Annotated in this window: 20 protein-coding genes; 9 read left to right on the forward strand and 11 right to left on the reverse strand. The window is 62.8% G+C overall.

What is annotated here, in order from left to right:
• Positions 1–36 precede the first annotated feature (36 nt).
• A complete protein-coding gene (locus JMY24_RS22440) occupies positions 37–315 on the forward strand; it encodes a BON domain-containing protein (RefSeq protein ID WP_128596864.1) in 279 nt (92 codons plus the stop codon).
• A 21-nt stretch (positions 316–336) separates the two neighbouring features.
• On the opposite strand, the gene JMY24_RS22445 is transcribed toward JMY24_RS22440, so the two are convergent.
• On the reverse strand, positions 337–1494 hold the full coding sequence (locus tag JMY24_RS22445) for an acetate/propionate family kinase (protein WP_128596865.1): 1158 nt from the start codon (positions 1492–1494) through the stop codon (positions 337–339).
• Positions 1495–1505: 11 nt separating this feature from the next.
• The gene (locus JMY24_RS22450; protein ID WP_128596866.1) at positions 1506–3899 is read right to left on the reverse strand and encodes a phosphoketolase family protein; all 2394 of its coding nucleotides are present in this window, start codon (positions 3897–3899) and stop codon (positions 1506–1508) included.
• Between the two features lie 362 nt (positions 3900–4261).
• On the opposite strand from JMY24_RS22450, the gene JMY24_RS39270 reads away from it, so the two are divergent.
• Together JMY24_RS39270 and JMY24_RS22455 are read left to right on the forward strand one after the other, a co-directional pair.
• The gene (locus JMY24_RS39270) at positions 4262–4387 is read left to right on the forward strand and encodes a hypothetical protein (RefSeq protein WP_268960814.1); all 126 of its coding nucleotides are present in this window, start codon (positions 4262–4264) and stop codon (positions 4385–4387) included.
• A gap of 91 nt (positions 4388–4478) precedes the next feature.
• On the forward strand, positions 4479–5015 hold the full coding sequence (locus JMY24_RS22455; protein ID WP_128596867.1) for an ankyrin repeat domain-containing protein: 537 nt from the start codon (positions 4479–4481) through the stop codon (positions 5013–5015).
• 93 nt (positions 5016–5108) lie between these two features.
• On the opposite strand, the gene JMY24_RS22460 is transcribed toward JMY24_RS22455, so the two are convergent.
• The 4 genes from JMY24_RS22460 to JMY24_RS22475 form a co-directional block, all read right to left on the reverse strand.
• The gene (locus JMY24_RS22460; protein WP_128596868.1) at positions 5109–5810 is read right to left on the reverse strand and encodes an HAD family hydrolase; all 702 of its coding nucleotides are present in this window, start codon (positions 5808–5810) and stop codon (positions 5109–5111) included.
• Positions 5811–5859: 49 nt separating this feature from the next.
• On the reverse strand, positions 5860–6897 hold the full coding sequence (gnd, locus tag JMY24_RS22465) for a phosphogluconate dehydrogenase (NAD(+)-dependent, decarboxylating) (protein ID WP_128596869.1): 1038 nt from the start codon (positions 6895–6897) through the stop codon (positions 5860–5862).
• Between the two features lie 278 nt (positions 6898–7175).
• On the reverse strand, positions 7176–8519 hold the full coding sequence (locus tag JMY24_RS22470) for a sugar efflux transporter (RefSeq protein ID WP_201702942.1): 1344 nt from the start codon (positions 8517–8519) through the stop codon (positions 7176–7178).
• Positions 8520–8702: 183 nt separating this feature from the next.
• Positions 8703–9122, reverse strand: a complete 420-nt coding sequence (locus tag JMY24_RS22475) for a hypothetical protein (protein WP_236597478.1) — start codon at positions 9120–9122, stop codon at positions 8703–8705.
• 405 nt (positions 9123–9527) lie between these two features.
• Here JMY24_RS22475 and JMY24_RS22480 point away from each other — a divergent pair, with 405 nt between their 5' ends.
• The 3 genes from JMY24_RS22480 (at position 9528) to JMY24_RS22490 (ending at position 11386) form a co-directional block, all read left to right on the forward strand.
• Positions 9528–9848 (forward strand): thioredoxin family protein, encoded by a 321-nt coding sequence (locus JMY24_RS22480; RefSeq protein ID WP_128596873.1) that lies wholly within the window; start codon positions 9528–9530, stop codon positions 9846–9848.
• A 22-nt stretch (positions 9849–9870) separates the two neighbouring features.
• Entirely contained in the window at positions 9871–10290 is a 420-nt protein-coding gene (locus JMY24_RS22485) for a secondary thiamine-phosphate synthase enzyme YjbQ (protein WP_128592399.1), read from the forward strand.
• Between the two features lie 76 nt (positions 10291–10366).
• Positions 10367–11386 carry a class I fructose-bisphosphate aldolase gene (locus JMY24_RS22490; RefSeq protein WP_128596874.1) on the forward strand — a complete coding sequence of 340 codons (1020 nt, stop codon included), beginning with the start codon at positions 10367–10369 and terminating at the stop codon, positions 11384–11386.
• A gap of 86 nt (positions 11387–11472) precedes the next feature.
• On the opposite strand, the gene JMY24_RS22495 is transcribed toward JMY24_RS22490, so the two are convergent.
• On the reverse strand, positions 11473–11766 hold the full coding sequence (locus JMY24_RS22495) for a hypothetical protein (RefSeq protein ID WP_201702943.1): 294 nt from the start codon (positions 11764–11766) through the stop codon (positions 11473–11475).
• 116 nt (positions 11767–11882) lie between these two features.
• Positions 11883–14036 (reverse strand): hybrid sensor histidine kinase/response regulator, encoded by a 2154-nt coding sequence (locus JMY24_RS22500; protein ID WP_128596876.1) that lies wholly within the window; start codon positions 14034–14036, stop codon positions 11883–11885.
• A 288-nt stretch (positions 14037–14324) separates the two neighbouring features.
• On the opposite strand from JMY24_RS22500, the gene JMY24_RS22505 reads away from it, so the two are divergent.
• Complete coding sequence (locus tag JMY24_RS22505) at positions 14325–15935, forward strand: FAD-dependent oxidoreductase (RefSeq protein ID WP_201702944.1); 1611 nt, start codon at positions 14325–14327, stop codon at positions 15933–15935.
• Between the two features lie 136 nt (positions 15936–16071).
• Positions 16072–16242, forward strand: a complete 171-nt coding sequence (locus JMY24_RS22510; protein WP_164853727.1) for a hypothetical protein — start codon at positions 16072–16074, stop codon at positions 16240–16242.
• A gap of 69 nt (positions 16243–16311) precedes the next feature.
• Here the strand turns inward: JMY24_RS22510 and JMY24_RS22515 are convergent, their stop codons facing one another.
• The 3 genes from JMY24_RS22515 to glgX all read right to left on the reverse strand — a co-directional run bounded on the left by JMY24_RS22515 (position 16312) and on the right by glgX (position 20913).
• On the reverse strand, positions 16312–18357 hold the full coding sequence (locus tag JMY24_RS22515) for an AI-2E family transporter (RefSeq protein ID WP_201702945.1): 2046 nt from the start codon (positions 18355–18357) through the stop codon (positions 16312–16314).
• 51 nt (positions 18358–18408) lie between these two features.
• Positions 18409–18588: a DUF2934 domain-containing protein gene (locus JMY24_RS22520; protein ID WP_128591973.1), complete on the reverse strand. Its 180-nt coding sequence runs from the start codon at positions 18586–18588 to the stop codon at positions 18409–18411.
• Positions 18589–18696: 108 nt separating this feature from the next.
• Positions 18697–20913, reverse strand: coding sequence for a glycogen debranching protein GlgX (glgX, locus tag JMY24_RS22525; RefSeq protein WP_128596875.1), 2217 nt, complete (start codon positions 20911–20913; stop codon positions 18697–18699).
• A gap of 197 nt (positions 20914–21110) precedes the next feature.
• Here glgX and JMY24_RS22530 point away from each other — a divergent pair, with 197 nt between their 5' ends.
• Positions 21111–21512, forward strand: coding sequence for a PRC-barrel domain-containing protein (locus JMY24_RS22530; protein ID WP_128591655.1), 402 nt, complete (start codon positions 21111–21113; stop codon positions 21510–21512).
• Positions 21513–21546 lie beyond the last annotated feature (34 nt).

The following is a 21546-nucleotide window of genomic DNA, read 5'->3' on the forward strand; positions in this document are numbered from 1 at the left end:
AGTGTTGTGCAATCCGCGTCTTGACCTTGAAAATCCATGGCTCATTCGGGCTTTGCCAATCCGGACAGTGCCGCCTCCCACGGCGCGGACGGCTCGCGTCTGAGCGACGAGCAGATTGGCGAAGAAGCGACGCGGCGGCTCGCATGGGACGCCGCGGTTCCTGAACATACGATCACGGTGGAAGTGTGCGACGGGCACATCGTGCTGAGCGGCGAACTCGAACACGATGCGCAACGAATTGCGGCGCTCGAAGACGTGACGCGGCTATTCGGTGTCGCGGGTGTATGCGATCGACTCGTTGTGAAGCACCCGTGAGCAGAGCACGATGCAACAGGCTCAAGCACGATCCGCACGCAGCAACGCGCGACAATGCCTCGCGATCTGCTTCTCTTCTTCGGTATGAAGCGCCCTCACCTTGCCTGATGCGTCGCCCTCGTGAAGGCCGAGAAACGACAGCCCGTCGCAGATACGCTTGCGCATCTGCCTGCTGTGCTCGCCGATGCCGCCGGTGAACACCAGCAAATCTATGCCGCCCAGCAAAGCCGCATATCCGCCAATGGTTTTGCGCACGGCGGTCGCGAACGCGTCGAGCGCCAGTGACGCATGCGCGTCGCCCGCCGCCGCGCGTTGTTCGAGCGCCTGCATGTCGCTCTCGCCATCGGCGTAACCGGCCAGGCCGCTGTGCCGGTTCAGAAGGGTCTCCAGCGCGTTTGCGTCGAGCTTTTCCACTCGCATCAGATATAACAGCACGCCAGGGTCGAGGTCGCCGCAACGGGTTCCCATTGGCACGCCGCCGGTCGGCGTCATGCCCATCGACGTATCGACCGAGCGGCCGTCGCGCAATGCGCACACGCTCGAACCGTTGCCGAGGTGGGCAAACACGGCCCGCGCCGGCAGCTTGGTGCCAAGCTGCGCGACGAGCGATTCGTACGAAAGCCCGTGAAATCCGTAGCGAATCACACCGGCGTCCGCATAGCGCCGCGGTAACGCGAGTTGCGCGGCACGCGGCGGCAGCGTCGCATGAAAGGCAGTGTCGAAGCAGGCAAAGTGCTGCGCGCCGCCGAAAATCTTCTGCGCTTCATCGATCAGATCGAGCGCGGGCGGAATATGCAGAGGCGCGAAATGCACTGCATCCTGCAAGCGGCGGTGGACCTCGGGCGTAAGCCGCTGATGCGAGCGCAAGTGCGGCCCGCCGTGCACCACACGGTGGCCGACCGCCGTGGGTTGCTCTTGACGTTGCTGGGCAAGCACGGTGGAAAGCTTCTGCAATGCGTCGGTTTGCGACTCCAGCACATGCTCCTCGTGGACCAGCACGCGCCCGTCGGGAGCCGCGATCCGCAAGCTGCCGTCGCGGCGGCCAATGCCTTGCGCGCTGCCTTCGAGCAACAGCGACTCGTCGTAGCCGGAATGCTCGAACAGCCCGAACTTCAGCGACGACGATCCGCTGTTCAGCACAAGAATGGTATGCGGCGAAGCGCTGTCCTGAGTGTTCATGACGGCCTCGCTCAGTTTTTCCACGTCCAGTTGCGGATTTCTTCCTTGTCGATGCCCTCGGCATGCGCGTAATTCAGATGCTCGATAATCTGGCCGCGCAGCCATTCTTTCGCATGATCGCCGACACCACGCAGCTTCGGCACGCGGTCGATCACGTCGATAGCCAGCGAAAAACGGTCCACCTGATTGATGATCGCGAGTTCGAGCGGCGTGTTGATGTTGCCCTTCTCGTGATAACCGTGCACATGCAGATTCTCGTGATTGGTCCGGTTGTAGGTGAGCTTGTGAACCAGCGACGCATACGAATGGAAATTGAAAATCACCGGCTTGCTCGTCGTGAACAGCGAATCGAAGTCGCGGCTCGACAGGCCATGCGGATGTGCATGCTCGGGCATCAGCCGGAACAGATCGACCACATTGACGAAACGGATTTTCAGATCGGGGAAACGCTCCTTGAGAATCTCAACGGCGGCGAGCGCTTCCATTGTCGCGATGTCGCCCGCGCAGCCGATCACCACGTCCGGCTCGGCACCCTGATCGGTCGACGCCCAGTCCCAGATGCCGATGCCCTTCGTGCAATGCGTAACGGCTGCATCCATGTCGAGATACTGCAGGTGCGGCTGCTTGTCGGCGACGATCACGTTCACGTAGTCGCGCGAACGCAGGCAGTGATCGGCCACGCTGAGCAGACAGTTCGCGTCGGGCGGCATGTAGATACGCACCACGTCGGGGCTCTTGTTCGTCACCACGTCGAGGAAACCGGGGTCCTGATGCGTAAAACCATTGTGATCCTGGCGCCACACGAGCGACGTGATCAGCAGATTGATCGACGGCACCGGCTGACGCCAGCCCAGCTCGCGTTTCGCTTTTTCGAGCCACTTCGCGTGCTGGTTGAACATCGAATCGATCACGTGCACGAAGGCTTCGTAAGTGGCGAACAGCCCATGTCGCCCAGTCAGCACGTAACCTTCGAACCAGCCTTCCAGCGTGTGTTCGCTGAGCATTTCCATCACGCGGCCGTCGGCCGACAGCGCGCCGCCGTCCGCGTCGCCGGGTTCGCCCTCCGCGAGCCACGTCTTGCCCGATGCTTCGTAGATGGCAGTGAGCTTGTTGCTTGCGGTTTCATCCGGGCCGAACACGCGGAAGTTGGTCATGTTGTTGCGCATGACATCGCGCAGAAACTCGCCAAGCACCTGAGTCGGCGACGTGTATGCGGACGCGGGCTTTCTCACGTCGACCGCATAGTCGCGAAACGCGGGCATGACGAGCGCCTTGCACAGCACGCCGCCGTTCGCATGCGGATTGGCGCTGATGCGGCGCGCGCCCTTCGGCGCGAGTTCGCGCAATTCTTCGACGAGGCGGCCGCTAGCGTCGAACAGCGATTCAGGCTCGTAACTGCGCAGCCAGCCTTCTACCAGTTTCAGGCTCCTGCTGTTCGTGACAGGATCGGCAATCGGCACCTGATGCGCGCGCCATGAGCCTTCCACCTTGTGGCCGTCGACTTCCTTGGGACCGGTCCAGCCTTTGGGCGAGCGCAACACGATCATCGGCCAGCGCGGCCGCTTGGCGTCGTCGTTCTCGCGGGCATGCTGCTGGATCGCGCGGATTTCGCCGACGCACTGTTCGAGCGTGGCCGCCATCTGCTGATGCATGACCTCGGGATCGTCCCCTTCGACGAAATACGGCTTGTGGCCGTATCCGGTCAGCAGCGCTTCGAGTTCCTCGCGTGGAATCCGCGCGAGCACAGTCGGGTTCGCAATCTTGTACCCATTCAGATGCAGAACCGGCAGTACGGCGCCGTCGCGGATCGGATTCAGGAACTTGTTCGAATGCCACGAGGTGGCGAGCGGACCGGTTTCGGCCTCGCCGTCGCCGACCATTACAGTGACGATCAGGTCGGGGTTATCGAATGCGGCGCCGTAGCCGTGCGACAGGCTGTAGCCCAGTTCGCCGCCTTCATGGATCGACCCTGGCGTTTCGGGCGTGCAATGCGAGCCGATGCCGCCGGGAAACGAAAACTGACGAAAAAAGCGCCGCATACCGGCTTCGTCTTCACTACGGTCCGGATAGATTTCCGAATAGTGTCCTTCCAGATAACAATTGGCGAGGGTGGCAGGCGCGCCATGGCCTGGACCCGAAATGAAGATCACATTCAGATCGAGCTTCTTGATCAGCCGGTTCAGATGCACGAGCAGGAAACTCTGCCCAGGGTCCGAGCCCCAGTGTCCAAGCAAACGATTTTTGATGTGCTCGGGCTTGAGCGGCTCGCGCAGCAACGGGTTGTCGCGCAGATAGATCATGCCCGCGGACAGATAGTTGCACGCGCGCCAGTAGCGATCCATGTTGCGCAGCGTATCGGGGTCCAGCGTTTGTGGCGGGGTGGGACGGGAGGTTGTCTCAGCCATGGCGTCACTCCTCGTAAGGACTGTCAGGCAGGTTGGCGGATATTGCGAAGCTTCGCGGATGAGCGTCATGCGTTTGACATGACAGCCGCGTGTGCGTGGAGCGCTATATGGAGGATAGTTCGCCGTTGCGCGCCGGTCGTCAGCGGTGTGACCGGATGCACGCACCATCGTTCGGGACTCTAGGCGAAAAGCTTGATGCTGCTCAAAACACACCGTCGCCGCGCGTCGCGCCGCAAGTCTTACGCCATCCTTGCTGCACGCATTGGCCGAAACGCTTAAGCTGTAGATCGCGACTATGAGATCTCGTCGTACCCGTCACACTGCAGTGTTCATCTCCTTGTAGTTAACCATACACATCGATCATGCCCACACCCAACCGTTTGAAAGCGCCGCTCGTTCTTCTTGTCACGCTCGTGCTGCTGTGCGCGGGCGTGGCCGTTCTGGTTGGCGTGTTTGGCTTGCTGGTAAAACTTTTCGGCGCCGTTTAGCAACACGCGGTGCGCGCGGCGGCTGCACGATCTGTGTATGCTGCCGGTGTTTATGCGTCGAGGCGCACGGCTTTATTGCAAGGAGATTTCAATGACTAACCCAGCCGACCCGTCCCCTCCTTCCATGCAACCCATCGACCCGCAGTTGCTCGAAGTCGCGCAACAGGTGTTCGATCTTGCGCGTGGCGGCGACGCCGCCATGCTCGCAGCGGTGATCGAAAAAGGCGTGCCGCCGAATCTGCGTAATGACAAGGGCGACAGTCTGCTGATGCTCGCAAGCTATCACGGACACGTGGATGCCGTGCGCACGCTGCTCGAACGCGGCGCGGACCCGAATCTGCGCAACAATAACGGGCAGACACCTCTTGCAGGCGCGGCCTTCAAGGGCTACGACGCTGTGGTCGAAACCTTGCTCGCGCACGGGGCCGATGTGGAAGGCGCGTCGCCCGACGGACGCACTGCGCTGATGGTGGCCGCAATGTTCAACCGCGCGGCGATCATGGACCTGCTGATCGCGCACGGAGCAAACCGCAATGCACGCGACGCCAGCGGAACTAGCGCACTCGATGCGGCCGGCAAAATGGGCGCCGCCGATGCGCAAGTCAGGTTGAAAGCGCAAGACTCGTGACGCGCGCGATCCTGTGATCGGCGGCGCATCGCGGCATGCTCAGTGCGCAGACCGCAATGGCTGTCCGGTAGATGCGCAGCGCATTCGCAACGCCTAGGGCTTCCCGGCCAACAGCGTTTCCACATCCAGTTGCGCCAGATCGCCAATCCGCTCGATGCTCACGTCCGCGGGCGGATTGCTCGATATCTCCTTGGGGTCCAGAGCGTAATGACCCTGACGCGGAAATACCGTGGTCAACCTGCTGCCCCAAACTTTCTTCATTGCAGTGAGAATCCGCAACTTGTCGTCGACCATCACATAGTGGCGCGCCGGATAGCATTCCATTACCTGGTCGAGCATCAGCTCTTTGTGGATGTAGATCAGCACGCGGCCCTCGACCTCTTCCCACAAGCCGGAACGCGCTATCTTGCGCGGCTGGAACACAACGTCGCCATCCGACAGAATCACCGTGGGCCCGCGTTTCGCGACGTGCTGCAAGGCATCCAGCGCGCCTGGATAGAGCCGGTTCGCAAACGGATAGTCGATCAGGAACGACGACATCAGCAACAGGCGCGTGTCCCGTGGATGCTCGGTGCGGTAACGCTGCAGCGCGCCGAGATAGTCCGCGTAGCCGAGCTCGCCGCGCAACTGCTCGAAAATCTCCCAATAACGGGTACTGTTCTCCGTCCCGAACTCGCGCATCATGTGGGCGCGCAAATCCGATAGCACGTGATCGTTGTCGAGCAACGTGTTGTCGCAGTCGAACAGGAAAACAACGTCGTGCGGCGCGGTTTCAGTGGATCGTGTGGCTTGCATGTGCGGCTCCATGAGATCGGCTGTGCTGTGAGCCGGAGGGTCAGGACAATCAGCCCTGCTGGCTGCCCGACGGCACAGCCGGTTTTTCAGCGTGACCGCCGAAGTCATGGCGCATTGCCGACAACACGCGGTTTGCGAAGTCCGCTTCGCCGCGCGAATTGAAACGGCCGAAGAGCGCCGCGCTGAGCACCGGCGCGGGCACGCCCTCGTCGACGGCCGCCGCCATCGTCCAGCGCCCTTCGCCCGAGTCGGATACGCGCCCTGCGTAGTTCTTCAGATCGGCGTCGCCGACGAGCGAGCCGGCGATCAGGTCGAGCAGCCACGAGCCGATCACGCTGCCGCGCCGCCACACTTCGGCGATATCGGCCAGGTTCAGATCGTACTGGTAAAGCTCCGGACGACGCAGCGGCGAAGTCTCGGCATCGGCTTCGCGAGCGTGCTTGCCGGCGTCGGCATGACGCAGGATATTCAGGCCCTCGGCGTAGGCAGCCATCAAGCCGTATTCAATGCCGTTATGAACCATCTTGACGAAGTGCCCCGCGCCTATCGGGCCGCAATGCAGGAAGCCCTGCTCGGCCGTGCTGCTGCCCTCGGGGCGTCCTGGCGTGGCGGGCGCCGCAGCCGCGCCTGGCGCCAGCGTCGAGAAAATCGGTTGGAGCCGTTGAACCACCTCCGCTTCGCCGCCGATCATCAGGCAGTAGCCGCGCTCGCGCCCGGCGACGCCGCCACTCGTGCCGACGTCCACATAGTGAAGTTTGCGCTCGGCCAACTGGGCGCCTCGGCGGATGTCGTCGTGGTAATAGGAATTGCCGCCGTCGATGACGATGTCGCCCGGTTCCAGCAACGGCAGGAGTTTGTCGAGCGTGCCGTCTACCACGGCGGCGGGCACCATCAGCCACACCGCACGCGGCTTCTCCAGTTTCGCCACGAGGTCTTCGAGCGACGATGCGCCCATCACGCCTTCCTGCCCGAGCCGCTCGACGGCAGCGGGCTGTACGTCGTAGGCGATGCATTGTTGACCACCCTTTGTCAGGCGCCGCACCATGTCGGCGCCCATCCGTCCCAATCCAATCATGCCTAGCTGCATTTCACCGCTCCCGAAAGTGCTTCGTGACGCTGCCTGGTTCAGTTAGATGTTCATGCTGCGATTTGCTGCGATTGCTGTGAGTTCAGGGGATGCTGCGGTGGTTGCTTCGGCCGCATTAACTGCGATAACTGCGTTAACTACTTAGCTGCGTTGGCGACAGCAACCGCGTCGATCGTAAGAACGATACGCCTCATTGCAGAGGTTTTGTGCGGCTTAAAGTTCCTCTCGTTCAGCTCGATGCAAGCTTCGGCTGAGCGTGCGATGCATGCCACCGCAGATCAGGGCTCGCGACCGCCGCGCAGCGAGCGCCCCGATTGAAGCTTGCCGTATTGCGTACGAGCGAAACGCCGCACCGCCCGCCACATGAGCGGATAGCGATAGCCGGGCACGGCAAACAGCACGAGCGCGCACAGCGCCAGCAAGCCGCAGAAAAGGAAGGTTCCTCGATAGCTGAAAGCCTGCACCAGCAAACCGGACAACACGCCCGACAGAATCGAGCCGACCCGCGCCGCGTTGAAGAAAAGCGCCGTGGCGCGCCCCGGCGAATGCGGCATCAGATCCTGCACGTAGGTCATGCCGAGGCACGAAGTCACGGCCACCACGAACGCGTTGAGAATCTGCATCGGGATCAGCACATGCACGTTTCCGGCGAGCGACATTGCGACGAAATACATAGCGTGAACCGCCGCGCATGCAGCCAGCCAGTTCGGCTTGTGCAAGCTGGAAGACTTCGCGCCGAGCGCGAGCATCATCGGAATTTCGGTCAATGCGCCGAGGCCGAGCATCACCGACACGTCCAGATGCGTGCCGTTCAGACCATGCACGATGTAAAGCGGCAAGACGATCATCGTGGCGTTCGCGGCGAGCCCGAGCAAGGCCAGCGCCGCGACCGCGCGGCCGATATCGTTCGCCGATGCAACGCCCGGCAAGTCCTCGTGCGCGTCTTCGCCCGGCTCGATCAGCGGCGGTACCGTGATCGACGCCGACGGCTCGGAGGCCGTGTCCTCAACCGTGTGATCGCCGAGATGCCCTTGCGGCTCGCGCATGCGCCAGACAATGGCGGCGCACGCGGCGAAGCTCGCCGCGGCGAACAGAAAGAGCCCGTAGAAACTCGTTGCCGCCAGCACCAGCGCGCCCACCGACGGCCCGAACACCCACGCCGCCGAGAGGATCGTGCGCAGCGTCGCGCTCGCAAACACGCGCTCGGCCGCGTCGGGTACGGGCAGCGCGGCGCGGCTGAACGAGAAAATCATCGAGATGGCCGAACCGCCGGCGCCTATGAAGACGATGCCGACGACGAGCAACAGCCGGTAATCGCGCACCACACATAAACTCAGGTAGCCGAGTGCGGCGAGTACCAGCGCCGCCAGCAGCAGAGGCCGATGCCGGCCGCTCGCGTCGCTCCAGCGGCCGGCGAAGGTGCTCGCAAGCACGCCGCTTGCCGCAATCAGCGTCATGAACACGCCGAGCCGGAACGGCGTCATGCCGGCGCGCTCGACACCGAAGAGCGACAGATACGGAGCGGTGAACGACATGGCGACGCCCAGCATCAGCGTGGCGGCGGCGAGCGGCTTGAAGCCGGGGATGTGCAGCAGGCCAAAAAAACGTGAGGTTTTCAACACGGGCGGCTGTGGGCTCAGAGCAAGCAAGCCTGCAAGGCGCGGCGCGCGCGGCAGGCTTCGTGGCGGGAATGACGGGGCATTATCGGCCGCGCGTGAGGGCGCGTAAAGGCGCGGGGATGCATCCCAAATTCATGGCGGCGGGCGATATGCCGGATAGCGAGCGTACCGGACCGGCCAAGCACGCTACTTGCCGTCGTTCGCGCGCATCTGCTGCGCGAGTGCTTTGTAGTCATACGTCGGATAGAACTCGGTGCGATAGCCGCCCCACGCGGTTGTCTCAATCGCGCGATTGACCTCGCGCAACCGGCTCGCGGGCACACGCAGTGTGACCACCTGACCGATGCCCATCATCACGTACCACGACACCACTTCGATGCCGGGCGGCGGGAAAGCCTTGAAGAAACCCTGTGCGCGCAATTGCTCGTTGATCTTCGGCAGCGGCCTGGATTCGTCGTGGCGCAAAAAGATCGTGAGCAGGAAAGTGTCGTCGGGCGCGTTGGCGGCGCGCGCGGCGGGGACCGCAGCCGGCATCTCCTGCGACGCGGCCGAAGGCGCAGAAGTCACATCGGCGCCGTAGCCTGGCAGCGCGGCGCGAGCGAGCATGCGAGCATCGCGCACTTCACGCCGCGGCGTAGCCTTGCAGGGAGTCCGACGGACCACTTGACGATCAATGCTGATGGCATGACATGCCTCCATGACGGTTGAACCTGCGCGTCCACACGTTGGCGCTTCGTCTGACCGGCCATATGCGTGGTATTCGAGGCTCAGGTGCTAGCAATATCTACTCCCGCAGGCGCCCGCGCCGGCTCATAACACGACCTAGCCTCGCTTTTCGAGCGCGCGCCCAGCGTGTACTTTCATGTCGAATGCCCGCCCCGCCAACTCCCGAACCAATAGCTGGTACTCTTATCAAACCAGAGTGCGGCGCGTGTCCGCGGCAGCGGGCGCGCCTTTCCAACCCGCGTTTCCAACCCCAGAGCGCATATCTGAACCCGCAGCGGAGCATGCATGGCAATCCGGACACCCTATTCGATCAAAGCACCTTCAAGAGCCGATATCGACGCGCTGCCAGGCGCCACCGTCATCGAATTCGGCACGGACTGGTGTGGCTACTGTCAGGGTGCGCAGCCGTCGATTGCAAAGGCTTTTGAAGCGCATGCCGGTGTCAGGCACCTGAAGATCGAGGACGGTCCCGGCCGGCCGTTAGGCCGCTCGTTCAAGGTCAAGCTCTGGCCCACGCTGATTTTCATGCGCGACGGCGCGGAAGTGGCGCGCGTCGTTCGCCCTGGAAGCGTGGAACAGATCGCCGACGCATTCGCGTCGCTCTGAACCGGAGTCGAGCGCTTCCATCATGCGACAGGCCATCCACCATCTGAGCGTCAAGGCGCCCTCTCGCGGACTCGTCGAATTCACCGACGAAGCGCGCCGCTTCGTCGCGGCGCAGGACATCCACACCGGACTGCTGACTCTCTTTTGCCGTCATACGTCGGCGTCATTGCTGATTCAGGAAAATGCCGACCCGTCGGTTCAGCGAGATCTCGAGCGCTACTTCGCGAACCTCGCACCCGAAGACAAGCAACGCTACGAGCACGACGCCGAAGGGCCCGACGACATGCCCGCGCATTTGCGCACCGCGTTGACGCAAGTGCAATTGAGCGTACCGGTCGAGCATGGGCAGATGGTGCTCGGCACATGGCAAGGCCTGTATCTGTTCGAGCATCGGCGTCATACGCAGCATCGCGACATCGTGCTGCATCTTATCGGCGAATAAAGCAGGTAGTGCAGCGGCCGCCAATGCGCCGCGGCCGCAGTTTTCTTCCGCAACCGGAACAAAGGGAGCACATCTCATGGACACCCGTAGCGAACTGCAAGCCACCGTCGACGCAATGGTTCAGCCCGGCAAGGGCCTGCTCGCCGCCGACGAAAGCGGCCCCACCATCGCCAAACGCTTCAAGACGATCGGCCTCGACTCCACCGAGGAAAACCGCCGTGCGTATCGCAATCTGCTGCTCACCACGCCGGGCCTCGGCGAATTTGTGAGCGGCGTGATCCTCTACGAAGAAACGCTCGGCCAGAAAGCGGACAACGGCACGCCGTTCCCAGAAGTCGCAGCGAAGAACGGGATTGTGCCGGGCATCAAGGTGGACCTCGGCAAGGTTGCGCTTGCTCATGCTCCGGGCGATGAAATCACCGAAGGCCTCGACGGCCTTGCGCGCCGCTTCGTCGATTACAAACAGCAAGGCGCGCGCTTTGCAAAGTGGCGCGCGGTCTACAACATCGCGGCCAACCTGCCGAGCCGTCTCGCGATAGAAGCGAATGCCGACTCGCTCGCGCGCTACGCCGCGATCGCGCAGGAAGCGGGCATCGTGCCGATCGTCGAACCGGAAGTGCTGATGGACGGCGACCACACGATCGAGCGCAGCGCCGGAGTGACCGAGGCGGTCTTGCACGAGGTGTTCGTCGCGCTGCAACGGCATCGCGTGGTGCTCGAACACATGCTGTTGAAGCCGAGCATGGTGCTTGCCGGTTCGGAGAGCGCGCGGCAATCGTCCACTGCGGATATCGCCGCTTACACGGTACGAATTCTGAAACGCACCGTGCCCTCGGCCGTACCGGGCATTGTGTTTTTATCCGGCGGGCAATCGCCCGAGGAAGCGACCGCGAACCTCGACGCAATGAATCGCCTCGGGCCGCTGCCATGGAATCTGAGCTTCTCGTATGGACGTGCGTTGCAGGAGCCGCCGTTGCAAGCCTGGAAAGGCGCGGCGAGTAACGTCGACGAAGCGCAGCAGGCGCTTCTGAAACGCGCGCGTCTGAACAGCGCCGCGGCGCTCGGCAAGTACGACGCGGCGCAGGAAAAGAGCTAGTCAGCCACGCCGCGTCGGTAAGCAGGCGATTCGTGAGGCGCCCGTAGCGCATTCGCGCCGCAGGCCCTCACTCAAGACACGTCGGGTTATTGGCCCTTCGTGTCGCTACTTGCGTTCGCACCCGGCATGTTGGTGGTGTCGTTTGCGGGCTTCATGGTCTTCGACTTCGACGAGTGCTTCTTCGCCTTCGAATGCGACATTGCGCCCGATGTGGCGTCGCCACCCTCGCGCGTGGAGGTGTTCGCGCCGCCGGTCGCGCTCGGGTCGTTGCCGGCCGGGCCGCCGCCCGCCCCGCCACCCGAGCCGCCCGCGCCCTGTGCCATGGCAAGCGAGGAAGCCGTGAGCAGTGTGGAAATAAGCAGTGCCTTCTTGATCTTCATGACTGTTCTCCTGTCGGAATGGAAGCGAGATAGAAGCGGATCGCGCACGCAGGCGTGCCAGGTGCGCTTGCCTCGTCAGGAGTTCAGCAAGGGGTGTGCCTCAAGATTGCAACGCATTACGGTTCGCAAGCCACGAGCGCGTGCAGTTCCTCGATGTTGAACGGCTTCGCCAGTATCGCCACGCCGAGGCGGCGTGCGCGTTCAAGTTCGTCCGCGTAGCCCGTCATCAAAGCGATCTTCTGCGAGGGCCATGCGCTGCGCACTCTTTCGGCAAGGTCGATGCCGTTCAGCTTGCCCGGCATCTGGATGTCCGACAGCACGAGTTCGAAGCGCTCGCCGCCGGTGAGTACGTCCAACGCCTGATCGGCGGTGGGCTCGTGACGCACTGCGCAGCCGAAGGTTTCCAGCACGGCCGCGACGCCCGCCGCGACGTCTTCGTTGTCTTCCACGAGGAGCACCATGCCCGCGTGCCTCAGTGCTGGCTGCTCCACCACTTCTTCGTTCACGATGCGCGTCTGACGGCGTTCTCGATAGCGCGGCAGATACATCCGCACCGTCGTGCCGCTGCCGGGCACGCTGTCGATCTTCGCGGTGCCGCCCGCCTGTTCGCACATCGACAGAACCTGCGCCAAGCCGAGGCCCGCACCCGAGCCGCTGAGCTTGGTCGTGAAGAGCGCCTCGAACGCGCGCCGCGCGACTGATTCGGGCATGCCCTCGCCGTCGTCGGAACATGCGATCAGCACGTATTCGCCATCGGGCAGCAAGGTATCGCTGCCGACCAGCCGGTTGTTCTGGCAACGAATCACGAAGCGTCCGCCGCGCGGCATCGCGTCGCGTGCATTCACCGCGAGGTTCATGATCGCAAGTTCGAGGTCGGTCGGATCCGCGAGCACATCCCATACATCGTCGACGATGCTCTGCGCCAGTTCGATCTGATCGCCGAGCGCCGCTTCGATGAGCGGCGCCGCGCCCGGCAGCCACTTCTTCAGGTGGATCGGCTCCTGTTTCAGCGGCTGCTTCTTTGCGACGCTCAACAGCCGCCGCGTCAGCGATTCGGCCGTGGCGGTGGCGCGCTGTACCGCCGTCATTTCCTTTTCGAGGTTGTTGAACCGCTTCAGACGGGCAAGCTCGATATTCGCGGAGACGACCATCAACAGATTGTTGAAGTCGTGCGCGACGTTGGCGACCAGATTGCCGAGCGCGCCCATGCGCTGCAATTGCCGGCCCGAAGCTTCCGCCGAAAGCCGCATCGCAACTTCGCCCTGCCAGCGTTCCCATGCGACGCGCTCGCCGTCGAGTTGACGCAGCGAGTAAAGCACGAGGAACCAGATCGCGACACACGGCACCGCGGTCAACGCGGCGATCACGAGGAAGTGCTCACGCCACGCGTCGACGATCGCGCCTGTTGCATAGGCGCTCGACACATACAGCGGATAGTCGCCGACCCGGCGAAACGCGACGAGCCGCTCATTGCCGTCTTCCGCTGATTTGACACGTACGTGGCCGGACAACTGTTTGTCACGCAACGCGGCGGTAAACGCGTCGGACGCACTATCCGCCACTCCTGCCGGCGACGGCGGATAGCGCACCAGCAGATTGCCGTCCTGGCGATAAAGGGCCAACGCGAGCGACGAGTCGCCATTGATCAGCTCGCGATAAAAGCGCGAGAAGTACTCGTTGCGCAACGCGACCGACACGACGCCGAGGAAATTGCCGTCGTTATCGGTGCGCGCAATGGTCGTGTTGAACACGTCCGTTTGCGATAGCGGGCCGAACATCGGCAACGAAATGTATGGATGCGGGCGCATCGCTCGCGCGGAGACGAAGTCTTCGCGGTGACCGATCGAGATACCGGTTGCGGGATACGCGCGGCTCGACACGAGCAGATCGCCGTTCACACCTATCAGGTTGATGGACGCCACTTGCGGAAAGTCCCCGCCGATTTCGCGCAGGCTCTTGTGCAACTGCGCGTCACGCGCGCGAAGCTGCGTATCGTCTTCGTTGCCGACCAGCTCGACGATGCGCGAAGCCATCTGCTGATTCAGGTCGAGCACCTTGACGGCCTGCTCCTCGGTTACGCGTACAAGCCGGTCGATTATGTCGTTCGAATCGGCTATGCGCCGCTGGTAATCGAAATAGCCGTAGCCCGCGAGGCATGCAAGGGGAAAGAGAATCGAAACGGCAAGCACGACGAGTAGCACACGCCGCGTCGCCGCAAAATTGCGCGACGGCATAGGGACATCAACTGCAACTCGCTCCGCACGCTGCACGGCCAACATCTCCACAAAAGTCATGAGAAGTCACGTAATTCATCGCACGTATCGTGCCTCGTGATCGTGCGCTATTTCCGTAAAAGGAATCTAGCGTACTTTTCGGCCATTCACATAGCGAGACGTGAAGAAACGAGAATGTTTTTGCATGCCCCCGCCTACGGGCCGCTTCGGGCACGGCGATTGCTGTTCGAGATAGCTTCAGGCTTTTTCTCTTTCCGCCCTTGCGGCCTCGGCGCGCGATCCTACCGCCCGGAGCCGCATCTGGCAACGCCTCGAGGAACCCGCATGCCCACGACTGCACGACACGTCGCCCAGCTTTCGCAGTTACGCGAGGACCGGGCACAACGCGTCGTCGTGGACGACGAAAAGATCCTGTTGGTCCGCGACGGCGACACCGTGCGCGCGTATTCCGCCGACTGTCCACACGCGGGCGGACCGCTCGAGCAAGGCGCGCTGTGCCGCGGCCGGATCGTTTGTCCCTGGCATAAGGGCACGTTCGACGCGGTCACAGGCCAGGTGCTGGAGCCGCCGCCGCTCGTGCCGCTCGACCGTTACGCGGTGATCGTCGACGGCGATGACGTGCTGGTCACGCCGGACAAACTGCCGAACGAAACAGAGCTTGCCCGCACACAGGAGCCGCACTTCGCGGTGATCGGCGCGGGCGCGGCCGGCGCCGCAGCTTGCGCTGCGCTACGTGAGTCCGGCTTTAGCGGGCGTATCACGCTGATCGGCGACGAACCGCACGCGCCGTACGACCGCACGTCGCTCAGCAAGTTTGTCCCTTCCGCGAAAATGGCCCCCGCCGATGTGCCGCCGCTTCTCGCTCACGACTGGTTCGAGCAGCACGGCGTGGAGCGGATTGTCGCGAAGGTAGTGCGCCTCGATGTTCCCAAGCGCACCGTTCATCTGGAACCCGGTGGCGCATTGACTTACGACACCGCGTTGCTCGCCACCGGCAGCGTGCCGAAAGTCCCTTCTATTCCAGGCTGCGAGCTTGGCGGCGTGTATGTGCTGCGCAATCTCGACGACGCCGCGGCAATCGTCGAAGCGCTTGGCGACGGGCCGACCGACGAACTCGCAATCGACGCCGCCTCTGCCGCCGCCACCAACTCCAGGCAGGTAGCGATTCTCGGCGGCAGTTTCATCGGACTCGAAACCGCCGCCGCGCTGCGCAAACGAGGCGTCGAAGTCACCGTTATTTCGCCGGACAAGGTGCCTTTCGCGAAGCAGTTCGGTGAACGCGTGGGCGCAATGTTCCGCGCGCTGCACGAAAGCAATGGCGTGCGGTTTCATCTGGAAGCGAAAGTCGCTTCGCTCGAAGGCGAAGAAGGCAGCGTGCATGAAGTGATGCTGGAAAGCGGCGAGCATATCGCCGCCGACGTCGTGCTGTTAGGCACGGGCGTTGCCCCCGCGACCGGCTTTATCGAAGGACTGCCGCTGCAAAAAGACGGTGGCGTGATCGTGAATGCAGGCATGCAGGCCGCGCCCGGTCTCTACGCCGCTGGCGACATCGCGGTCTTTCCGCTGCGTGAGAACGAGGAGCCGCTGCGAATCGAACATTGGCGGGTTGCGCAACAGCACGCGCGCATCGCCGCGCAAAACATGTGCGGCGCACGCAACCGCTATAACGGCGTGCCGTTTTTCTGGACCTATCACTTCGGCAAGACGTTTGAATATCTCGGCCATGCAGGCGACTGGGACGAACTGGTGGTCGACGGCGATCTCGATAGTTACGAGTTCGCTGCGCTATACGTGAAGGACGACGAGGTTCAAGCCGTGCTTGCGTGTGAACGCGACGCGCAGACCGCGCACCTGATCGACGCCATGCGCCAAGGTCCGCTCACGCGTGCCGACGCATTGCGGATTGTCGGGCGCGAGTCGTGCGGGGAAGCCTGACGCATGCCGATGTGTAACTCATGGAGCGCTCACCTTTCATGCAACTCTACATGCCGATGTAAAAAGCACCCCAAGTAGGCCGCGCGAACAGCGTGGCCGTCCGCCCACCACATTTATCAGCCAAAGGAGAAACGTCATGGCAGAACCCAAGGAACAACATCCGAACGCCGACAAGACCGAGAAGCAGATCGACAAGGAAATCGAAGACACGTTTCCGGCGAGCGACCCGCCCTCTACCGGCGGCACAACGAAAATCGTGACCGACGACGAAGGCAAGTCCTCAGAAGGCGGCGCCACCGGCGAATAAGCACTGCTGCAACGAACAACGCCCGACGCGCAAGCGCCGGGCGTTTTTTTCCTGCTTTTCCAGCGCTTTTTAGGCGTTGGCCACCGCGAGTGATTCGCCGCTTGTCGTGCTGGTGCACATGCGGCAGGCGGCCAGCATCTCCTGCAACGAAGTGACATAGCATTCCGCGCCCATTGCGTTTTGCAGATCGACGCTCCACTTCTCGATATCCTCGCGCGCCCACAGTCCAACGACAATCGACGCCTTCGGCAAGCGCGTGCGAATGCGCCGCACCATGTAGCGCAAATGCGAGGGAATGCCGTCGATCCGCAAATAGACGATGCAGACGACGCCCACGTCGTCGGCATTCAATTGCTCGATCATGGCGCGTGAAGCGGCCTCATGTGGCAGCGAGCGTGCTGTGAAGCCGTGCTTGCCAAGCAGCTGTAACAGAATGGTCGTCGCCAGAGGATCGAGCGGGCCCCGTCCGGGAATGCACAAGACGCGCTGATTCGCGACGCGCGGCGGGTCTTGCGCCCGCTCCAGCGCATCTTCGGCGGCTTGTTCCGCGCTATCGTCGCGCGGCCCTTGCGCGGCACCGCGCGAAACATGATTCGCAAACAACGCATGCATGCCCGCCGCTGCCGCCGGCGCGATGCGCGACGGCGCCACCGGGCCAATATCGGCGCCAGCGTCTTCCGCCAGGAGCCGCAGCGGCTGCTCGTCCGGATAACTGTCGAGTCCGTCGACCAGATCGTTGGTCGTGGATTCGATGCGAGCGAGCTGCGCCGCCGTGACGCTGCCGCGCACGACATCGTTGGCGGCGAGTTGCAGGCCCGGGATCGTCACCTCGTCGTAGTACGCCGACAGCGAACGCTCGCGCAGCAGCAACTCCGCTTGCGCGATCGCTTCGTCGGGATCGCCTGCGAGCGCACGTTGATAAAAATTTTCGACGGGCGTGAGCGCGGGCTGATCGCCCAGCATTACATCGAGAAATTCCAGACGCCTGATATGCCGGCCGAGCACGAGCAGGCAGAGCGTCAAAGGCGTCGACAGAATCAGCCCGATTGGCCCCCAGATCCAGCTCCAGAAGATCGCCGCCACGACAACCGAAAACGGCGAGAGCCCGGTGCTGCGTCCATAGAGCAGCGGCTCCACTACCTGGCCCAGCAGCAGTTCGACCGTTACGAAAAGCGCTATGCACCAGATCGCCATGTCCCACCCGGGACTCACCGCGGCGGCAAGCGCGGTGGCAAGCCCGCCTGCGATCCAGATGCCGACATACGGCACGAGCCGCAGCAACGCCGCGAGGATGCCCCACAGAATCGGACTCGGCACGCCGATAAAGAAAAGCCCCGCGCCGATTACGACGCCGAGCCCTGCATTCAATCCAAGCTGCGAAACGAAGTAGCGGCTCAGGCGCCGCGCGGCCTCGTCCATTACCGTGGTGGTGCGATGCAGGTCGCGCGAGCCGAACAGCCGGATCGCGCGGTCGCGAAGATCGTCGCGTTGCAGGAGGATCACGACCATCACGACGAACACGATGAACGCCGTCTCCAGCGGACTGATCGCCGGCGACAACACGCGGCGCGCGAGTTCCAGCGGCGTCGGCACCGGCTCGCGCACTTCGACGGGAACGGCGGCGGCGCGGCCATCGGAAGAAGACGCATCATGACGCGGCGCGGGCTGTGTCGGTTCCACGGTGGCGCGTTGCAGCGCCTGGCCCGCGGCTTTGGCGAAACGATCGAGCTTGCCCACGGTCAGCGTATGCGCGGCTTCCATCTTTTGCTCGATAGTCGCCTGATAGCGCGGCATACCCGCCGCCAATTCTGTCAGTTGCATCGCGATCACCGCGCCGAGCACGCCGATCACCGAGACCGAGATCACCACAGCGGCGAACACCGACGCGACATGACCGAGCTTCAAACGGCCAAGCGACTTCACAAGCGGCGCGACAAGAAAGCTCAACAAAATTGCGAGCGTCACCGGGATCAGCACCGCTCGCGCGAAGTACAGGCACGCCACGAGACCCGCGCCAACGCCCAACGCAATCAGCGCATCGAGACCGAACGCGGCAGGCGGAGCGTCGATGCGCGTGGGAGGACTGCCGCGCGACGGATCGGGGAAGTCCTTCATGGCGATGCGTACCGCTTGCCGCTATCTGTTGTAGTGCTCCCTGGCATGTGCTTATTTCTTCGGCTCTTCTGCAATCGGCCCGCTTTCCACTGGCGGCGCTTCCTTTTCGATCTCGCTGCGGGCCTGTTCCCAGTATTCGTCGGGCGTGCCTTTCGGCTCCGACGCCTGCTCCCACAGGTAATAAGCGCGCATGCGAATCTGTTCCTCCTGAGAGGCCTGCTCCTGTTCCATTTGGTCACCTACAGTAAAGGTCAAGCGGATGCCGACATGGCGAAGGCCGCGCGCAATCACTGAGTGAATACGCGCGGCCTTCAGGCAAATAGCAAGTGCTATTCCCGATCAGGAGGCAGGCGGGGCTTCGCTTTCATCGGAGGTGAGCTGCTCTTCCAGCCGGTCGAACACGCGTTGCGTCGCGCGACTCGGAGCCTCCAGCGCGAATAGCAGTAACGAGCGCGCCGTCACCTGATAGTCGTCGCCGGCGCTGAACTGAGGCAGTTCGGCGCGCACCGGCATGTTCGTGTCGAGCAGGCAAGTCCAGCGTTCGCCGTCGGCCACGTCGGGCAATGTGAAGTTGACGACGTCGTGATGCGCGTTCAGCACGAGCAACAAGGTCGCGTCCGACGCGGGACGGCGAATGCCGCTCGCCTGCGCGCGGCCGTCGATCACGAGACCGAAGCAGCGCATCAGCGGATCGGCCCATTGCTCAGGCGTGAGATCGGTGCCGTCGGGCGACAGCCAACGCGCGTCGGTCACGTCGAGCGCCTCGTTGTACTCGCCGGTGAGAAAGCGGCTGCGACGCAGCACCGGCAAGCGGTGACGCAGCGTCGTGAGGTTTCTCACGAACTCGGTCAGCGCGCGGCCGTCGTCGTCGATACCTTCCCAGTCCACCCAGCTGATCTCGTTGTCCTGGCAATACGCGTTGTTGTTGCCCTTCTGCGTGCGGCCGAACTCGTCGCCCGCGAGAACCATCGGCGTGCCTTGCGAAAGCAGCAACGTTGCCAGCAGATTGCGCTTTTGACGCTCACGTTGCTGACGAATCTCGACGTCGTCGGTTGGACCTTCGACGCCCATATTCCACGACTTGTTGTCCGAGTGCCCGTCCTTGTTGTCTTCGCCGTTCGCCTCGTTGTGCTTGTCGTTGTACGAGACCAGGTCGTTCAACGTAAAGCCGTCGTGAGCGGCGATGAAGTTCACGCTGGCCCACGGGCGCCGGCCGCGATGGTTGAACTTGTCCCCTGAGCCGGTCAGCCGCGCGGCGAGATCGGCAACCATGCCTTCGTCGCCCTTCCAGTAGGCGCGCACCGTGTCGCGAAAGCGGTCGTTCCATTCGGCCCAGCCAGGCGGAAAGCCACCCACCTGGTAGCCGCCGGGACCGCAATCCCACGGCTCGGCGACGAGCCGCACGCTGGAGAGAACAGGGTCTTGCCGGCAACTGTCGAGAAAGCCGCCGCCCTCGTCGAAGCCGTGCGGCTCGCGGCCGAGAATCGTCGCGAGGTCGAAGCGAAAACCGTCGACCTTCATTTCCGTCACCCAGTAACGCAGGCTGTCGGTCACCATTTGCAGTACGCGAGGATGCGACAGATTCAGCGTGTTCCCGGTGCCCGTATCGTTGATGTAATAGCGCGGCTCGTCCGGCATCAGACGGTAGTACGACGCGTTGTCGATGCCCTTGAACGAGAGCGTCGGCCCGCGTTCGTTGCCTTCGGCGGTGTGGTTGTACACCACGTCGAGAATGACTTCGAGGTTCGCGTTGTGAAAGCTGTCCACCATTCCCTTGAACTCGCTGACGGAATCCGTCGACGAAGCGAAGAAACGCGGGTCGGCCGCAAAAAAGCCGATGGTGTTGTAGCCCCAGTAGTTGGTGAGGCCCTTCTCAAGCAGATAGCTGTCGTTGACGAATGTTTGGATCGGCATCAGTTCGACGGACGTCACGCCGAGGCTCTTGATGTAGTCGATCACCGCTTTCTGTCCGAGCCCCGCGAAGGTGCCGCGCAATTCCTCGGGCACTTCCGGATGACGCTTCGTGAAGCCGCGAACATGCGTTTCGTAGAAGATCACGCGGTCCCACGGCAGCGGATTGCGCTCCGGGTGCGACCATGAGAACGTGGCGTCCACGACCTTGCACTTCGGCACGAAGGGCGCGCTGTCGCGCTCGTCGAACGACAGGTCCCCCTCTTCCGAACCCAGCGTATAGCCGAAAATTTCAGGCGCCCATTTCAGGTCGCCGATGTGCGCCTTCGCATAAGGGTCGAGCAGCAGCTTGTTCGGATTGAAGCGGTGGCCCTTCTCGGGTTCATACGGACCATGCACGCGATAGCCGTACACGGCGCCCGGTTTCAGATTCGGCACGAACACGTGCCAGACCTCGTCGGTGTATTCGGGCAGTTCAATGCGTTCGATTTCATGCTGACCGGTTTCATCGAATAGACATAGCTCGACTTTGGTCGCGTGCGCCGAAAACAGCGCGAAGTTCACACCGTTTCCATTCCATGTCGCGCCGAGCGGAAAAGGCGTGCCTTCCGCGATGCGCGTGGAGTAACTGGGCGGGGATGACATAGAGATTCCTGTGAGAAGCAAAAGCGCTTGCGCGCGGTTCCGGTGTAGGCGATATGAATAGCAGGCCCGCTCCTATAGCAATCCCCGGGCCCGGGCCTTGCGCCCTTGGGCCGACGCGGCACGCAATTTGCGGTAACGGGCTTGAAAGCTACTGGATGCGCCGCGAACGGCGCCACACATAACAAGGAGAAATCATCATGGGAAGCACGCAAGCCAGACCGCTGCTTGCAGCCGCACTGCTCGTCGGCATACTCGCGTCGCATGGCAACGCTTATGCGCAAGGCGCTCCGCAATCCATCACCGAAAGGCGCACCGACGTGGTTCAGCTCGCGAGCGGCTATCGCGCGTCGAAGCTCGCCGGGGCCGACGTCTTCAACAAGAACAAGGACACCATTGGAACGGTCGACGATCTGATCGTCTCGCCAGGCGGCGACCGCGGCACCTACGCAATTCTGTCGGTGGGCGGTTTTCTCGGCATCGGCAAGCATCTCGTGGCGGTTCCGTTCAACGATCTGCAGATCACCAACCGTCGCGTGGTTCTGCCGGAGGCGACCAAAAAATCGTTGGAAGCGCTGCCGGAATTCAAATACGCCGACTAATGCTGTGTTTCGATGTTTGGGTGTTTCGGTTGGT

Source organism: Paraburkholderia kirstenboschensis (genome assembly GCF_904848585.1).
Taxonomy (GTDB): Bacteria; Pseudomonadota; Gammaproteobacteria; order Burkholderiales; family Burkholderiaceae; genus Paraburkholderia; species Paraburkholderia kirstenboschensis.

Excerpts from the sequence above, each read along its gene's own strand:
- JMY24_RS22440 (WP_128596864.1), top strand. The coding sequence starts at position 37 with ATGGCTCATTCGGGCTTTGCCAATCCGGACAGTGCCGCCTCCCACGGC.
- JMY24_RS22445 (WP_128596865.1), bottom strand. The coding sequence starts at position 1,494 with ATGAACACTCAGGACAGCGCTTCGCCGCATACCATTCTTGTGCTGAAC.
- JMY24_RS22450 (WP_128596866.1), bottom strand. The coding sequence starts at position 3,899 with ATGGCTGAGACAACCTCCCGTCCCACCCCGCCACAAACGCTGGACCCC.
- JMY24_RS39270 (WP_268960814.1), top strand. The coding sequence starts at position 4,262 with ATGCCCACACCCAACCGTTTGAAAGCGCCGCTCGTTCTTCTTGTCACG.
- JMY24_RS22455 (WP_128596867.1), top strand. The coding sequence starts at position 4,479 with ATGACTAACCCAGCCGACCCGTCCCCTCCTTCCATGCAACCCATCGAC.
- JMY24_RS22460 (WP_128596868.1), bottom strand. The coding sequence starts at position 5,810 with ATGCAAGCCACACGATCCACTGAAACCGCGCCGCACGACGTTGTTTTC.
- gnd (WP_128596869.1), bottom strand. The coding sequence starts at position 6,897 with ATGCAGCTAGGCATGATTGGATTGGGACGGATGGGCGCCGACATGGTG.
- JMY24_RS22475 (WP_236597478.1), bottom strand. The coding sequence starts at position 9,122 with ATGCTCGCTCGCGCCGCGCTGCCAGGCTACGGCGCCGATGTGACTTCT.
- JMY24_RS22480 (WP_128596873.1), top strand. The coding sequence starts at position 9,528 with ATGGCAATCCGGACACCCTATTCGATCAAAGCACCTTCAAGAGCCGAT.
- JMY24_RS22485 (WP_128592399.1), top strand. The coding sequence starts at position 9,871 with ATGCGACAGGCCATCCACCATCTGAGCGTCAAGGCGCCCTCTCGCGGA.
- JMY24_RS22490 (WP_128596874.1), top strand. The coding sequence starts at position 10,367 with ATGGACACCCGTAGCGAACTGCAAGCCACCGTCGACGCAATGGTTCAG.
- JMY24_RS22495 (WP_201702943.1), bottom strand. The coding sequence starts at position 11,766 with ATGAAGATCAAGAAGGCACTGCTTATTTCCACACTGCTCACGGCTTCC.
- JMY24_RS22505 (WP_201702944.1), top strand. The coding sequence starts at position 14,325 with ATGCCCACGACTGCACGACACGTCGCCCAGCTTTCGCAGTTACGCGAG.
- JMY24_RS22510 (WP_164853727.1), top strand. The coding sequence starts at position 16,072 with ATGGCAGAACCCAAGGAACAACATCCGAACGCCGACAAGACCGAGAAG.
- JMY24_RS22515 (WP_201702945.1), bottom strand. The coding sequence starts at position 18,357 with ATGAAGGACTTCCCCGATCCGTCGCGCGGCAGTCCTCCCACGCGCATC.
- JMY24_RS22520 (WP_128591973.1), bottom strand. The coding sequence starts at position 18,588 with ATGGAACAGGAGCAGGCCTCTCAGGAGGAACAGATTCGCATGCGCGCT.
- glgX (WP_128596875.1), bottom strand. The coding sequence starts at position 20,913 with ATGTCATCCCCGCCCAGTTACTCCACGCGCATCGCGGAAGGCACGCCT.
- JMY24_RS22530 (WP_128591655.1), top strand. The coding sequence starts at position 21,111 with ATGGGAAGCACGCAAGCCAGACCGCTGCTTGCAGCCGCACTGCTCGTC.